This is a genomic window from Pseudomonas japonica, assembly GCF_013522925.1.
Classification (GTDB): domain Bacteria; phylum Pseudomonadota; class Gammaproteobacteria; order Pseudomonadales; family Pseudomonadaceae; genus Aquipseudomonas; species Aquipseudomonas japonica_A.
In genome coordinates this window covers 26,892-40,823 of record NZ_JAAMQU010000002.1, presented here as the reverse complement: position 1 = coordinate 40,823, position 13,932 = coordinate 26,892, and the positions used below count along the sequence as shown (strand labels likewise).

Here is a 13,932-nt window from a genome sequence, read left to right as displayed (position 1 = left end):
GCTGAAGACGCCCTACCGCTGCAACCCCCGCGTCATCCTCAGCGCCAGCACGCTCCCCGCCGCGATCACTGCGGCCAGCAGGTACAGCGCCATGTCGGTGGAGCCCGTGGTGTCTTTCACAAAACCCACGATGTAGGGGCTGAGGAAACCGGCCATCTGCCCCATGGAGTTGATCAGCGCCAGGCCACCCGCCGCCGCGCCAGCACTGAGCATGGCGGTGGGCACGGGCCAGAACATTGGCAGGCCGGTCAGCGCGCCCATGGTGGCAATCGTCAGGCCCAGGATCGCGATGGCGGGCGTGGCAGTGAAATTCACGGCAATCAGCAAGCCCACAGCCCCCATCAGCATCGGTACCGCCAGGTGCCAGCGGCGCTCCTTGCGCAGGTCCGCGGAGCGGCCCACCAGCAGCATGAAGACGGCCGCAAGCAGATACGGGATCGCACTGAGCCAGCCGATGACCAGGTTATCGGCGAAACCGAGGTTCTTGATGATCGAAGGCAGCCAGAAGTTGATCGCGTATACGCCGCTCTGGATACAGAAGTAAATCAGCCCGAACGCCCAGATGGCGGGGTTTCGAAACACTTCCTGGAGGGCGCTCTTCTCGGTTTTCGGCTTGTTGGCAAGGTCCAGGGCCTGATCCGCTTCCAGCACGCTGCGCTCGTGAGCGGTAAGCCAGCGGGCGCTGGCGAAGTTGTCACTCAAGAGGAAATACGCCAGTACCCCCAGCACTACCGTAGGGATGCCTTGCAACAGGAACATCCATTGCCAGCCCGAAAGCCCGCCCTGCCCGGCCGCGAAGTGATTGAGAATCCAGCCGGAGAACGGGCTGCCCAACAAACCCGATACCGGGATTGCGGACATGAACAACGCCATGATCCGCCCGCGGCGGAACGTGGGGAACCACTGCGAGAGGTACAACACCACGCCAGGGAAGAAGCCAGCCTCGGCCGCCCCCGTGAACAGGCGCAAGGTATAGAAATGAGTAGGCGTGGAAACGAACAGCAGGCAGGTGGATAACGTGCCCCACACAATCATCATCAGGGCGATCCAGCGGCGCGGCCCGAATCGCGTGAGCGCCAGGTTGCTGGGCACACCACACAGCACGTAGCCGATGAAGAAAATCCCGGCGCCCAGGCCGTAGACAGTTTCGCTGAATTTCAGATCGTCGAGCATCTGCAACTTGGCAAAGCCAACGTTCACCCGGTCGAGGTAGTTGAACAGGTAGCAGATGAAAATAAAGGGGATGAGCCGCAAGGTTACGCGCTTGTAAACGGCGTTCTTGGTGTCATCGTTGGGGGCGGCGCTCTGTGACATGGCGTTCTCTCTTTATTATGTTTTTTCGCACTGCGAGGGTAACGTTGGTGCCCTCTGAGTCTCGACCACACCGCACAGGCGTGTCTTTGTGCTTGTGCACAGCGATCGGCACACCGGGCTGTGCTCTGGAACAATCCACCCTACTCGCTACAAGGGACCTGCCATGTTTGAACTCGATCACGACCTCGCTCAGGAAATCGTCGATCGCACCATGGCCATCCTGCCCTCCAATGTGAACGTAATGGACAGCCAGGGCTTGATCCTGGGCAGTGGCGAAGCCGGCCGTATCAACACCCGACATGAAGGGGCACAGCTTGTGCTGGCCAATGCCCGAGTGGTGGAGATCGACGAGCAGACCGCCCGGCAGCTCAAGGGTGTACAGCCGGGCATCAACCTGCCACTGATGCACGACGATCAGTTGATCGGTGTACTCGGCATCACCGGTGAGCCTGAGTTATTGCGCACCCACGCGGCCCTGGTGCGAATGGCCGCTGAAATGCTGGTGGGCCAGCGGCACCAGCAAGCCGACCAGCACTGGCGCAAGCGGCGCTGTGAGGATGTACTGGCGTTATTGCTGGCTGAGCAAGGCGACTCGCCGCGCCTGCTGGACGAAGCGCGGCAACTGGGCCTTAAACCGGATCTGGGGCGCACCCCCTACCTGTTCGAACTGGGCGCAGGGCAGACCGCCGAGGCGTTGTGCGCTTGGCTCTCGGCGCGTTACCCCGACAGCTGGTGCATCACCGTGGGGCCATTTTCCCTCCTGTGGTGCCGGCCTGCCGCAGTGGCGGTAGATACCCCTCGCCTGTTAGGCAAACTCAAGGGCCAGGGCTGGGCGATTGCACGGGTCGCGGTGGGTAGCCCTACGGACGAGCTGAACGGCTTGCGCCGGGGCTATCGCCAGGTGAGCGACCTGCTCGGCTATGGCCGAGATGTAATGCCCCATACGCCTGTACTCCCACTTACCCGTTACCGTTTGCCTGCCATGCTGTGGCGCTATCGCAGCGAGGATGGCCTCGACGATCTGGTGCACCCGTTGCGCAAGCTTTCGGCCGAAGATGCCAGCGGCCAGTTGCTGGCAACGCTGCGCAGTTGGTGCGAGCACGAAGGGCAGAGCCAGGCATGCGCCCAGGCAATGGGCATTCATCGCAACAGCCTGCGTTATCGAATGGACCGCATTGCTGAACTCAGCGGGTTGGACCCGGCAACACTGAGCGGCATGTCCAGCCTGTACCTGGGCCTGCAATTGCTACCCCAGGATTTGTACAAATGAACAAGGTGATTCACCTGACGGTTGTGCAAACGACTGGCGTTATCGCGCGAACCAAGTGGCAGCATGGGGTTTATAAGAAAAGGAGAAGCCCATGAAGATCATCATCGCCCCCGACTCATTCAAGGACAGCCTGAGCGCTGCAGGCGTGGCCGAGGCCATTGCCCAGGGCCTGGCGCAGGTATGGCCAGACGCCGAACTGTTGCAACGCCCTATGGCCGACGGCGGCGAGGGGACGGTGGAATCAGTGCTCTCGGCCTGCGATGGCCAATGGCGAAGCCAACCCGTACAAGGCCCGTTGGGCGCGACCGTACAGGCACGCTGGGGTTGGCTGGCAGCAAGCTGCACAGCGATCATCGAAATGGCGGAAGCCAGCGGCTTGCAACTGTTGGCGCGCGAGCAGCGCGATGCCTGTGCCAGCAGCACCTACGGTACCGGGGAGCTGATCCGCGCCGCGCTCGATGCCGGCGCTGAACGAATCATTCTGGCCATTGGTGGCAGCGCTACCAACGATGGCGGCGCCGGGGCAATGCAGGCCCTCGGTGTAGAACTGCTCGATACCCAAGGCGAACCACTGCCGCGCGGCGGGCTGGCGCTGGCGAAGCTGGCCCGTATCAATCTGGAACACATGGATACCCGCCTTTCCCAGGTGCGTTTCGAGATCGCGGCTGACGTGAATAACCCGCTGTGCGGCCCGCACGGGGCCTCGGCGATATTCGGTCCGCAAAAAGGCGCCAGTCCTCAACAGGTAGAGCTGCTCGACGCCGCGCTCAGCCACTTCGCCGAACACTGTGCCAAGGTACTTCCAAAGGATGTACGCGACGAGCCCGGCAGCGGCGCCGCCGGCGGCCTTGGGTTCGCGGCAAAGGCGTTTCTCGATGCGCAGTTCCGGCCTGGTGTCGAAGTAGTGGCCGAACTGGTGGGGCTGGAACAGGCGATAGAAGGGGCGGATTTGGTAATTACCGGCGAGGGCCGTTTCGACACTCAGACCCTTCGCGGCAAAACACCGTTCGGGGTAGCGCGAGTTGCTCAGCGGCACCGTGTACCAGTTGTGGTAATTGCTGGCACACTTGGCGACGGTTACGAGAAAATGTACAACCATGGCGTGGATGCAGCGTTCAGCCTGCTGGCCGGGCCAATGACACTTGAACAAGCCTGCCACGAAGCCCCTCGATTATTACGTGAGCGGGCCAGAGATATAGCGCAATTGTGGAAACTGGGAGCGCAACGGTAAATCTTGCACTTGTAGCAGCAACGCTTGCGTGCGACAACGCACTGTTCAGTTCTTATATAAGTCAGACGATTATTGGGTATAGCTTGCGAATAAAAACCAAGTTCAGGTTCGCGGGCGTTGCCCGCTCCTACAATTCCTCATCACCTGACGTGTGGAAAGCCTCGATCGACGCACCGGTTTCTGACGCCAATAGAATGTCAATAAATATTTCTTGCCGATAGTGGCACATCACCACTATTTGTCTGTAGAGTGTATCAACACTTCCACAAACAGCTGCGAACATGAAGTACGCCAACCTGCCATGGACGATGTTGCTGGCCTTTTTCACTACGGCCACAGCAGTTGCAGATACCAGCGTGAGCACCACTCAAAGCCTTTCCCAGCACCCGGCATTGAACCATGCCGAGGTGGCGGGCCTGGTGGTGGGGCAAACCGTTACCCAGAACGGCCGGGCTTTTTATGACAGCTTCGCCACGGCCTGGGCCGAAAAAGACGAAAGCGGCCGCTTTACGGTAACTGTGATCGAACGGCCCACCGCTCGCCTCGGTAGCCAGATGTTCGTGGACTACGGCAACCGCCGGATCGTGCAGGTATTCCTGCCGCCCAACCGCGCCTTGATACCCGCGCTGGGCGCCGATGCAGCGGCCCAAGTGTTCCAGGCGATTCTCGATTACCAGCTGGCACAATTTTTTGGCGACCCGGACATGGGGCGCGATGAGCTATGAAAGGACTCCCCATGCACCGATTACCCGCTGTTCTGCTGAGCCTGGCGATAGTGCCGTTTGTATCGAACAGCGTACAGGCCAGTGAGCTGACCTACGTGCCCGTGAACCCTTCGTTCGGCGGCAACCCGTTGAACGGGCCAGTACTGCTCAACCAGGCCACTGCGCAAAACAAGTTCACGGAGCACTCCTCATCATCGAGCTCTGCTACCCAAAGTACGCTCTCGCAATTCAACAGCATGCTGCAAAGCGCGATCATGAGCCGGGTATCTTCCGCAGTCACTTCCAGCATTGTAGGTACCGACGGGAAACTTACACCCGGCGTGGTTGAAACCACCGACTTCACCATTTCGATCACGAATATTTCGGCGGGCGTACTGCAAATTACCACGACCGACAAAACAACCGGGCAGAGTACGTCGTTCCAGATCAATCAGTAGACCTGCGTCTTTCACTAAAGCCTTTGCCGTAACCCTTGCTGTAGAACCTGTTGCACTTACGTGTGCGACTTGCGGGTGCGTTTGCCTGCGCAAAATCAAAACATATAACTAAACCGGGAAAAGGAATATCTCCATGCTCGCACGTAAATCGCTTATCGCTGTTGCCGTAATGGCTGCCCTGTCGGGTACCGCTTTCGCGGACAACAGCTCTGTCACCTCCAACCAAGAAGGCAGCTATAACAAGGTTATCGCCACACAAACCGCTGCCGACGGTTCTCATCTGGCGATCGACCAGCAAGGTAACGGTAACAGCGCAGGCTTGAAAGGCCTGGCGATCAGCCAAACCGCGACCGCCAGCAACTTGAACATCACCCAGCACGGCGACAAAAATACCGCTATTGGTGCTCAGCGCGGCAATAACAACACCGGTGTTGTTGAACAGACAGGCTCGGGCACGCAAAGCGCCGCATTGCTCCAGGGTGGAGGCTTCAACACTGCACGGATTGGTCAAGACAATAATCGCAGCAGCACTGCGGCTCTGATCCAGGCGCCACACGGCGGCAATAACGACAGCGCGACGATCACCCAGACTCGCAGCAACGACGCTCAGGCAGTGGTGCTGCAAACCGGCAGCTATAGCAATGCCAGCATCAACCAGCAATTCAGCAATTCCGCCACCGCGAGCGTTGCTCAGTTTGGCAACAACAGCAATGCGTCCCTGGCGCAGGACCACGCAGATCGTTCCACTACCGCTGTCCTGCAGACCGGTAGCAACCTGACCGCTAATGCCCAGCAAACCTGGGCCAATAACAGCGATCTGAGCATCTCCCAAAGCGGCGGTTTCAACACCGTCACGGCCAACCAGCAGAACGGCAGCCATCTCGAAGCAGACATCACCCAAAACGCCAATAATAACCTCGCCTATAGCACCCAGAGCGGCGCTTACAACGAAGAGACCCTGCTGCAAAGCGGCGCAAATAACTTCGCAAGCATTACCCAGACCGGTCAAGGCAAGGGCTATGCCGCAAACCAGGTCAATTTGAGCCAGGGCGGAAACTTCCTCAGCGCTACGGTCACCCAGACCGGCGGCGCGGGCAACACCGCGACCATCTCCCAGCGTTAATCCAGGCTGTACCCCGCCGGTTCGCCGGCGGGGCTTTTTCGGAGCAAGACCATGCGCGCCCGCTCGCTTTCATTGATGATTTTCGCCGCGGTAATACTAAGTGGCTGTGCCACTTCGCGCCCGGCGGGCACCATTTCTCCGGCGACCCTTTCGCCACCGACACACAGCACGCGCGACCTTGCGCAACTGCCCCCACCCGCCGGCCTTATTTCCGTTGCGGTGTACGGCATGCGCGACCAGACCGGCCAATACAAACCGTCGCCGGACAGTTCGTTTTCTACATCGGTAACCCAAGGCGCCGCGTCGCTGCTGGTTACCGCGCTGCGCGATTCGCACTGGTTCAAACCGGTGGAACGCGAAAACCTGCAAGACCTGCTCACCGAGCGCAAGATCATCCGCGCCCTTGAGCAGCCGCAGGACAAGGCCCAGGTGCAACTGCCACCGCTGCGCCCGGCCAACCTGATCATCGAGGGCGCAATCGTCGCCTATGAAAGCAATGTGCGCACCGGCGGTATCGGCGTGCGTTATCTGGGGGTCGGCCCTTCGGACCTCTACCGCCAGGACCAGGTGACCATCAACCTGCGCGCGGTGGACATTCGCAGCGGCGAGATCATCCAGAGCGTCACCACCACTAAAACCGTATTTTCCATCCAGCTGGATTTCGGCGTATTCAAGTTTGTGTCGCTGCGCCACCTGCTCGAAGTGGAAACCGGCCTGTCGCGTAACGAACCCGTGCAGCAGTGCGTGCGTGAAGCCATCGAAGCGGGCCTGATCCATTTGATTGCCCAGGGCGCGCGTGACGGCAGCTGGCACTTGAAGGACCCGAGCCAACTCAATCAGCCACTGCTGCAAGGATACCTGCGCGCCTATGACGAGCAGACCATGAACCTGCCGATCAGCGCCGCCGATCAAGGCACCTTCAAAGGAATGAATGATGCGCAACGCCCGTAGACCGCGCTGGATGGGGTTGGCTGCCGCGTTACTGCTCAGCAGCGCGCTGGGCAGCCATGCCGCCGACCTGGTACCCGAAGCTCGCTATGCCGGGATCGCGCCGGCGGGCAGCCGCGTCGACCTCTCGCAAATCGGTACCAACAACCGCGCCACCGTGGACCAGAGTGGTACCCGCCAACGGTTGGTGCAGGTGCAAAGCGGCACCGCCAACATCGCCTCCATCAGCCAGAGTGGTAACTATAACGCCGCCACCGCTCAGCAATCAGGCTACGGCAACGTGCTGGACCTGACCCAGAGCGGCTACAACAACCAGGCCGCCGTGGTGCAGGCCGGCACCGCCAACCAGGCGAACGTGGTACAAAGCGGCGCCTACAACCAGGCGTATGTGGGCCAGTACGGGCAAGGCAACCAGGCCAACGTGAGCCAGAACGGCTTCGGCGGCACGGTTATCGTGAACCAGTACGGCAATAACATGAACGCTACCGTGACCCAGCAGTGAGCCCGATGATCGACTTTTCCCAGCTGGCAGTGTTCATCGATACCCAGCGCGACGGCGCCGCCATGGTCATCAGCCCACACATTGAAAGCCCGACCCCGCTCAACCTGCGCTATCGCATGACGGTCAGCCAGCAAAGCGCTGGCGGCACCTCCAATGTGAACCAGCAGGGCGAGATTGAAACCGGCGTGGTGCCCTCCTCCGTGCGGCTGAGCCTGCCCGCGGGGGCCACCTGCACGGTGCACCTGGAAGTGCTCCAGGGCGATGTAATGGTCAAGGCCCTGGATCAGCGCTGCGACCTGTAAATGGCCGCTTACCCTATGGGAGTAGGCGTAAACCTGCGAATTCCCAGGCTCCGCCGGGCCCTACAGGTCTTACAGGTTCAAGTCAGGGAATGAGCTTCAATTCACGCAAGCGCTCGAACACGTCGAAGAACGCGTCATCACTGGCCTGATAGGACAGGAAGCCCAGCCGGCGGCTCTTGGACATATCCGTCACCACTTCGATAGGGCGGCCAAGGTCGGCATCGGTGTGCCAGGGCGAAGTCAGGCGGGTGATGTCGGCTTCCGCCAGCCCGTACTGCTGCGCCATGGCCTTCCATACTGGCGCATCGTCAGCCATTTGCTGCTCGAGCGGCTGTACGGTGCCGTCGAACGGCGCGGCCTCGACGCCAAACCACTCTGCCAGCCGGGGCCACATCCATTTCCAGCGGAACACGTCGCCATTGACGATATTGAACGCCTCGTTGGCAGCGGCCGGCGTGGTGGATGCCCATAGCAGTTGGCGGGCCAACTGGCGAGCATCGGTCATGTCGGTAAGGCTGTTCCACTGCACCTCGGAGCCAGGGAAGCGGAAAGGCCGGCCCGTGTGGCGGCAGATGCTGGCGTACACCGCCAACGTGGTTGCCATGTTCATGGCATTGCCTACTGCAACGCCGGTAATGGTATGTGGCCGATGGACGCTCCAGGTGAAGCCGTCCTTCTCGGCTGCGGCGTACACTTCATCTTCCTGGGCGTAATAGAAATTATCGACATCGAGCCGCGGCTGTTCCTCGCGGAATGGCGTTTGCGGCAGGCTGCCTTTGCCATAGGCCTCGAAGGGCCCGAGGTAATGCTTGAGGCCGGTCACCAGCGCCACATGGCGAACACTGCTGGCTGGGCGCAACGCCTCCAGCAGGTTGCGCACCATGGCGGCATTGACCTTGATGTTTTCCGCCTCGGTCGCCTGGCGAGACCAGGTGGTGATGAATACGTGAGTAGGCGCCTGGCCCGCGAGGGCGCGGCTGAGGTCGGCCGGGTCCATCAGGTTCGCGGCAACCGGGGTGAACCCATCACGTGCCTGTGGATGGCGCGCCAGCCCCGCAACCTTCCAGCCTTCAGTGATCAACAGATCGGTAATGGCGCTGCCAACGATACCGCTGGCGCCCACCACTAGTGCTTGATTTGCCATGCTAGGTTCCTCTATCAAAATCACGCTACGGCCTTAGCCGTAGCTGTTGAGCGATGCGTGTCGGCCACACTCACACGGGATAGCGCGCGTGCCATGCCTGCCCCGGCGCCAGTTGCGTCCGGCCCTGATGGTGAACGAGCGTAACGGCCCGGTTTGCTTCGCCCTGTAACTGCACCTGCAACTCCTCGCCATCCCAGGCAATGTCCAGCCATTGCCCGCGGTAGCGCAGCTTGAGTGCTACCGCGCCTAACTCCACAGGAATGGCCGGAAATACATGCAGCCCGTCCAATGCCGGGCGCAGCCCCAGATAGTGGCGCTGCAGCACGTCCAATGCCCCTGCCATGGCTGCCAGATGCACACCCTCCACGGTGCCACTGCTGGCGCTGGACTCCAGGTCAGTTGCCAGGCACTGGCGGAAAAATGCCCAGGATTGCGTCATGTCCACATGCGCCATGGCACCGGCGCACACGGTATGGGACAAGCTGGACTCATGAGAGATTCGCGACAAGTGATACTCCACGGCCTGACGGCCGTTCTCCTCGGGCACCGGGTACCCAAGGTGGGCGATCAGTTCGCGGATTTCCTGGGGCGGGAACAGATGCAACAGCATCAGGGTGTCCGCCTGCTTGGTGATCTGGTAATGGTCGGTACTGTCGCCCTCGGCTTCAAGCATCCAGTCCAGCCGGGGGTGTTCGCCATCGAACCACTCCGCCGGCGGCATGCGTAATTGATCGAAGCCTTCGAACTGCCCTATTACACCCGGCGCAATTACGGGCAAGAAGAGCTTCTGCCCAACTTCGTGCCAGTGCGCAATCTCACCCTCGCTGATCGCCAGCCGCTCGCACAGGTCACTCGCAGGCTGCCCCAGTTCGGCCAGCACCTGCGCAGCGCGTTGCAGCGTCCAGGCCGCCATCAGGTTGGTGTAGCTGTTGTTATCCAGCCCAGCCTCAGCTGCATCGGGGTAGCGGTTGTGGTACTCGTCCGGGCCGATCACCCCTTCGATCACGTAACGCCCGCGGGCAGCGTCCCAGCGCGCCATGCTGGCCCAGCAACGCGCCACCTCGAGGATTATTTCCCCCGCCATGCCTGCCAGCAGGTCACGATCCCCGGTCGCCAGGAACAGCAGCCAGGCGTCGTAAGCGATGGCGGCACCTATGTGGTACTGCCGCCAGGTGGGATCTTCTACCCAGTGGCCAGACAGCGGATAAAAAAGCCAGGGCGGCGTCTGCTCCTGGCCACTCGATGCGCTGCGCCAGGGGTACAGCGCACCCGCGAGGCCAAGCGCCCGGGCGCGCTCGCGGGCGGCTTCCAGCCGACGATAGCGATACGCGAGCAGGTTTTCAGCGCGGTCTGGAAAATGGCTTGCCAGGAACGGGAAGGCAAAGAGTTCGTCCCAGAAAATCTGCCCGTGATAGCCCTCCTGCCAGCCCCGCGCGGGAAAGCCCAGATCCCGCCCCAGGCTAAGCGGCGTCACCGTTTGCAGAATATGGGCGAGGGCAAAATCAAGCGGCCGCTGCAGTTCAGGGTGCGCAACGCACACCCGCGCGGCATCCCAGGGTTGCTGCCAGGCATCGCGGTGCGCGGCTTGCAGCTGGCCGAAATCACCCGAGGGCAAATAGCGGCTAAAGGCTTCGAGGTCCGCCGCACCGGGCTGCACCCGGATGTGCTTTTCAATGATCAATGCCCCGCTGGCCGGCCATTCGAGCCAAGCTTCGCGCTGATCGGCCGGGCCTTGCCAGCGCAGCGGCGCATTGGCACCGGTGTAGCAGGCCAGCGTGACCGCCTCCCCGTTCGCCAGGCGCGCGCGTACTGCACTGTGCCCTGCTTCGCTGACCCAGCGCTCATCGGTGCTCAGCCGTGAGCATTCATAGGCGTGGTTGCGCTCGATCAATTCATTGGCCCGCAGATGCAAGGTGCTACGCAGCCATACCCCGGAAGGCGGCGATGGGCAGGTGATGCACCAGCGCAATGCGATCAGGTCGGGCGCCGCGTGGCTGACGAAACGGCATTCCTCGATGCGTAACTCATACGCCCCGAGCGAGGCGCTGAACTGGCGGCTGAGTTCACAGGTCGCCATTTCGTAGGCCTGACGATAACTGCCGCATGGATTATCCATCCATTGCTGACGATCCAGAGAAAGGCTCAAACCCAATGGATCTGGCAGGTTTACCAACGCCTCCACCCGGCAGCGCTCGCCATTCACCTCGCGCTCGGCGTTGTCGTAAAAGCCGGCCAGGTACAAACCCGGGTAGCCGGGCGATGACGCTTGCATTGCTGCGAGCTCCGGAGCAGCGCCGCGCAGGCTCAGCACACCGTTGCTGAGGGTAAACAACGCTTCGCGGCGGCGCTCGTCGGCCGGGTCGTAATGCTCGAAAACGATGTCAGTCATGCAGGCGCCTTATGCGTGGTCGCAGGGTTTGAGCCAATGCCATAACCGCTTCCCTGCCCTGATAGGCCGGTTGCGAACCGAAGGCTGCAACGGCCAGGTTGGCCGCGGCGCTGCCCCACAGTGCCGCCTCGACCGCTGGCTGGCCTTCGAGCAGCGCAATGGCGAAGGTGCCGGTGAACGCATCTCCCGCCCCGGTGGCATCAACGGCGGGCCGGCCAGAAGACGGCACGGCGTAGACGCCCTCGGCGCACGCCACGAGGCAGCCGCCATCGGGCATTTTCACTACGCCGATCTGCGCGCCCAGGTCTTTCAGCGCCTCGGCTGCGCTGGCAGTGTCCGCCTCGTTATGGATGGCGTGGCCTAGCAACGCGGCGGCTTCTTCCAGGTTCGGGGTAAGCGCTGTTACCTGAGGCATGAGGCCTCGCTCCAGGCGCTCAGGGAATGAGGGGTCGACCACTACGGGCATTGCTCGCGCGTGCGCCGCCGTGACGGCCAGGCGAACAATGTGGGCAGGCACTTCGTAATCGAGTACCAGCAAGGCCTGGGAGGGTGCTTCGGCAATGGCTGACAACACACGCTGTTGCGCCATCTCATCCCAGGCGTCGTTGGCTTCGTTCGCCAGAATGATCTGTTTCTTGCCGTTCGCAGGCACCGCGATCATCGACACCGCGGTGCCCGCACCGGTGGCATGGGTAACCCCGTCCAGCAGCACACCGGCCTTGCGCAGCGGGCCCAAGGCCTGATCCGCCAAGTCATCCGCGCCTACCCGCCCGAGCAAGAGGCTGCGATGACCGAACAAGGCGCCCAGGTACGCCGTATTCGCCGCCTTGCCACCGCTCAGCCGCTGGAGGCCTTCGGCGAGAAGTGTTTCCTGGCTACCCGGTGCCTGCGACAAGCGCACCTGAAAGTCAGCATTGATACTGCCCAGGCTCAGCAACGTCCGCGGCATGAGAGAGGCTCCGTTCAGGGGATACATACCTGACTGTCACGGAGCCGCAGCGGTTCGGCCGGGTTTGTTAACGGATGTTTGAGCGAAGGCCGGTCGCTCGGCGGCGCAGGTACTCGTGACCACTCACTAACAGGATGCCGGCCATTACCAGCACCGCCCCAACCACAAAGGCCGGCTCCAGCGGCTCGCCTAGCAGCACCACGCCAAACACCACACCAAACAGGGGAGTCATGAATGACAATACGCCCACCCGGGACGCCAGGTAATTGCCCAGCAACCAGAACCACGCCAGAAAGCTGCCGAAGGACACCACCAACGTTTGGAACGTGAGGCTGGCGACCGCAATAGGGGTGGGGTTGAAGTGGGCTTGCCCGGTGAACAGGCTGGCCGCGAATAACAGAACGAAAGCACCGACTAGCTGGTACAGCAACACCAAGGAAACCCTCGCAGTCGCCAGGCGAGTGCAGCGCGCAGTCAGGGTTGTAGCCGCCCATGCAACGGCGCCGAGCAACCCCAGGGCATCGCCCCATAGCTGTTGCCCACCGCCGCTCTCGAAGAGCTTCCCGGAAAAAGCCACCGCGGTGCCGGCGAATGCGACAAGAATCCCCAGCCACTGCACGGCATTGAGCCGTTCATGCGGGAGGAAATAATGCAAACCAAGGGCAGCGAAGATGGGCGCGGTATAGAGAAACACCACCATGTGAGAGGCCGTGGTGTAGCGCAGCCCCTCCCCGACCAGCAGAAACTCCAGCGCGAACAACCCGCCCACTGCCAGGCCGGGCCGCCACGACCCAGGCACGGTGTACCGCCATTCACGCCGCAGCGTCATCAGCAGTATCACCAGCAGGGCTGCCCCGCCTGACCGCAGCGCCAGCTGGAACACCGGAGCCACGTCCGGGGCGGCGGCTTTCAGAGTGACCTGCTGAAAGCCCCAGATCGCGCAAAGCACGGCCATCAGCCCAACGGCCAGACCATCGACGGGTTTAGCGGCTTGCATAACAAAACGTTCCAACACAAAAGGGGGAACGATTATGCGGGCCGCCGCGCCGATGTACAGGGCAGAACACGGATGCCGAGGCGCAGTACCTGCTATCAGGGGTCAGAGCGCGGAATACTTGTCGTCGACCTTTCGCTTTTCCAGGGTGTAACGCTTGAGGTCGATCTCTTCCCCAGCCAGCTGGTTATCCAACCGGTTCATGTCCGCCTGACGCAGCGCCCGAACGTGAGCGCGAGTGGCCTGGTAGTTGATGGCCTCGGCGCCATCGTAGCCGCTTACCGGATCCCACAGCACCGACAGCGGCCAGAACAGCAGGTTGACCACCCCAAACCCATACGAGCGCGCGTAGAAGGAGCCGCCCCCGGGCAGCAGGCCCAACCCGGCGGCGAGCCCAGGGTTCTTTTCTTCAACCACGAGGTTTTCCGCGCGGTAATGGTCCAGCTCAGCCTTTTGCGCCGAGTTCAAGGGTGTGGCACAACCCGCCAGCATTCCCAGCAGCGGTACGGCAGCCCACAGGTAAAACTTTGACATCCGAGACTCCAGTTACGATTCCATGTCCCAGGGCCCTCTTGGCCCGGGGGCGCGTATCCTAACCAATACA

General features: G+C 61.7%; 14 protein-coding genes. 8 read left to right on the top strand and 6 right to left on the bottom strand.

Features of this window, described 5'->3' with window-relative positions:
- Nucleotides 1-12 precede the first annotated feature (12 nt).
- Nucleotides 13-1,314: an MFS transporter gene (locus tag G7016_RS02810; protein WP_181111329.1), complete on the bottom strand. Its 1,302-nt coding sequence runs from the start codon at nt 1,312-1,314 to the stop codon at nt 13-15.
- A 163-nt stretch (nt 1,315-1,477) separates the two neighbouring features.
- Here G7016_RS02810 and G7016_RS02805 point away from each other — a divergent pair, with 163 nt between their 5' ends.
- The 8 genes from G7016_RS02805 to csgH all read left to right on the top strand — a co-directional run bounded on the left by G7016_RS02805 (nt 1,478) and on the right by csgH (nt 7,852).
- Nucleotides 1,478-2,584, top strand: coding sequence for a sugar diacid recognition domain-containing protein (locus G7016_RS02805; protein WP_181111328.1), 1,107 nt, complete (start codon nt 1,478-1,480; stop codon nt 2,582-2,584).
- A 91-nt stretch (nt 2,585-2,675) separates the two neighbouring features.
- Entirely contained in the window at nt 2,676-3,815 is a 1,140-nt protein-coding gene (locus G7016_RS02800) for a glycerate kinase (RefSeq protein ID WP_181111327.1), read from the top strand.
- Nucleotides 3,816-4,096: 281 nt separating this feature from the next.
- Nucleotides 4,097-4,540: a CsgE family curli-type amyloid fiber assembly protein gene (locus tag G7016_RS02795; RefSeq protein WP_181111326.1), complete on the top strand. Its 444-nt coding sequence runs from the start codon at nt 4,097-4,099 to the stop codon at nt 4,538-4,540.
- Nucleotides 4,541-4,551: 11 nt separating this feature from the next.
- Nucleotides 4,552-4,977 (top strand): curli assembly protein CsgF, encoded by a 426-nt coding sequence (locus tag G7016_RS02790; protein ID WP_181111325.1) that lies wholly within the window; start codon nt 4,552-4,554, stop codon nt 4,975-4,977.
- 133 nt (nt 4,978-5,110) lie between these two features.
- Nucleotides 5,111-6,100: a hypothetical protein gene (locus G7016_RS02785; RefSeq protein ID WP_181111324.1), complete on the top strand. Its 990-nt coding sequence runs from the start codon at nt 5,111-5,113 to the stop codon at nt 6,098-6,100.
- Nucleotides 6,101-6,151: 51 nt separating this feature from the next.
- A complete protein-coding gene (locus G7016_RS02780) occupies nt 6,152-7,051 on the top strand; it encodes a CsgG/HfaB family protein (RefSeq protein ID WP_181111323.1) in 900 nt (299 codons plus the stop codon).
- Nucleotides 7,035-7,550, top strand: coding sequence for a curlin-associated protein (locus tag G7016_RS02775; protein WP_258195044.1), 516 nt, complete (start codon nt 7,035-7,037; stop codon nt 7,548-7,550). The genes G7016_RS02780 and G7016_RS02775 overlap by 17 nt, the downstream gene beginning before the upstream one ends.
- Nucleotides 7,551-7,555: 5 nt before the next feature.
- Complete coding sequence (csgH, locus tag G7016_RS02770) at nt 7,556-7,852, top strand: curli-like amyloid fiber formation chaperone CsgH (RefSeq protein ID WP_181111321.1); 297 nt, start codon at nt 7,556-7,558, stop codon at nt 7,850-7,852.
- A gap of 82 nt (nt 7,853-7,934) precedes the next feature.
- Here csgH and G7016_RS02765 read toward each other — a convergent pair whose 3' ends face one another.
- From G7016_RS02765 to G7016_RS02745, 5 genes are all read right to left on the bottom strand, one after another.
- On the bottom strand, nt 7,935-8,996 hold the full coding sequence (locus tag G7016_RS02765) for an SDR family oxidoreductase (protein ID WP_181111320.1): 1,062 nt from the start codon (nt 8,994-8,996) through the stop codon (nt 7,935-7,937).
- A 70-nt stretch (nt 8,997-9,066) separates the two neighbouring features.
- The gene (locus G7016_RS02760) at nt 9,067-11,385 is read right to left on the bottom strand and encodes a glycoside hydrolase family 65 protein (protein WP_181111319.1); all 2,319 of its coding nucleotides are present in this window, start codon (nt 11,383-11,385) and stop codon (nt 9,067-9,069) included.
- Nucleotides 11,378-12,334: a PfkB family carbohydrate kinase gene (locus G7016_RS02755; RefSeq protein ID WP_181111318.1), complete on the bottom strand. Its 957-nt coding sequence runs from the start codon at nt 12,332-12,334 to the stop codon at nt 11,378-11,380. The genes G7016_RS02760 and G7016_RS02755 overlap by 8 nt, the downstream gene beginning before the upstream one ends.
- Nucleotides 12,335-12,401: 67 nt before the next feature.
- Entirely contained in the window at nt 12,402-13,331 is a 930-nt protein-coding gene (locus G7016_RS02750) for a DMT family transporter (protein WP_181111317.1), read from the bottom strand.
- A 102-nt stretch (nt 13,332-13,433) separates the two neighbouring features.
- Nucleotides 13,434-13,862: a hypothetical protein gene (locus G7016_RS02745; protein WP_181111316.1), complete on the bottom strand. Its 429-nt coding sequence runs from the start codon at nt 13,860-13,862 to the stop codon at nt 13,434-13,436.
- Nucleotides 13,863-13,932: the final 70 nt, after the last annotated feature.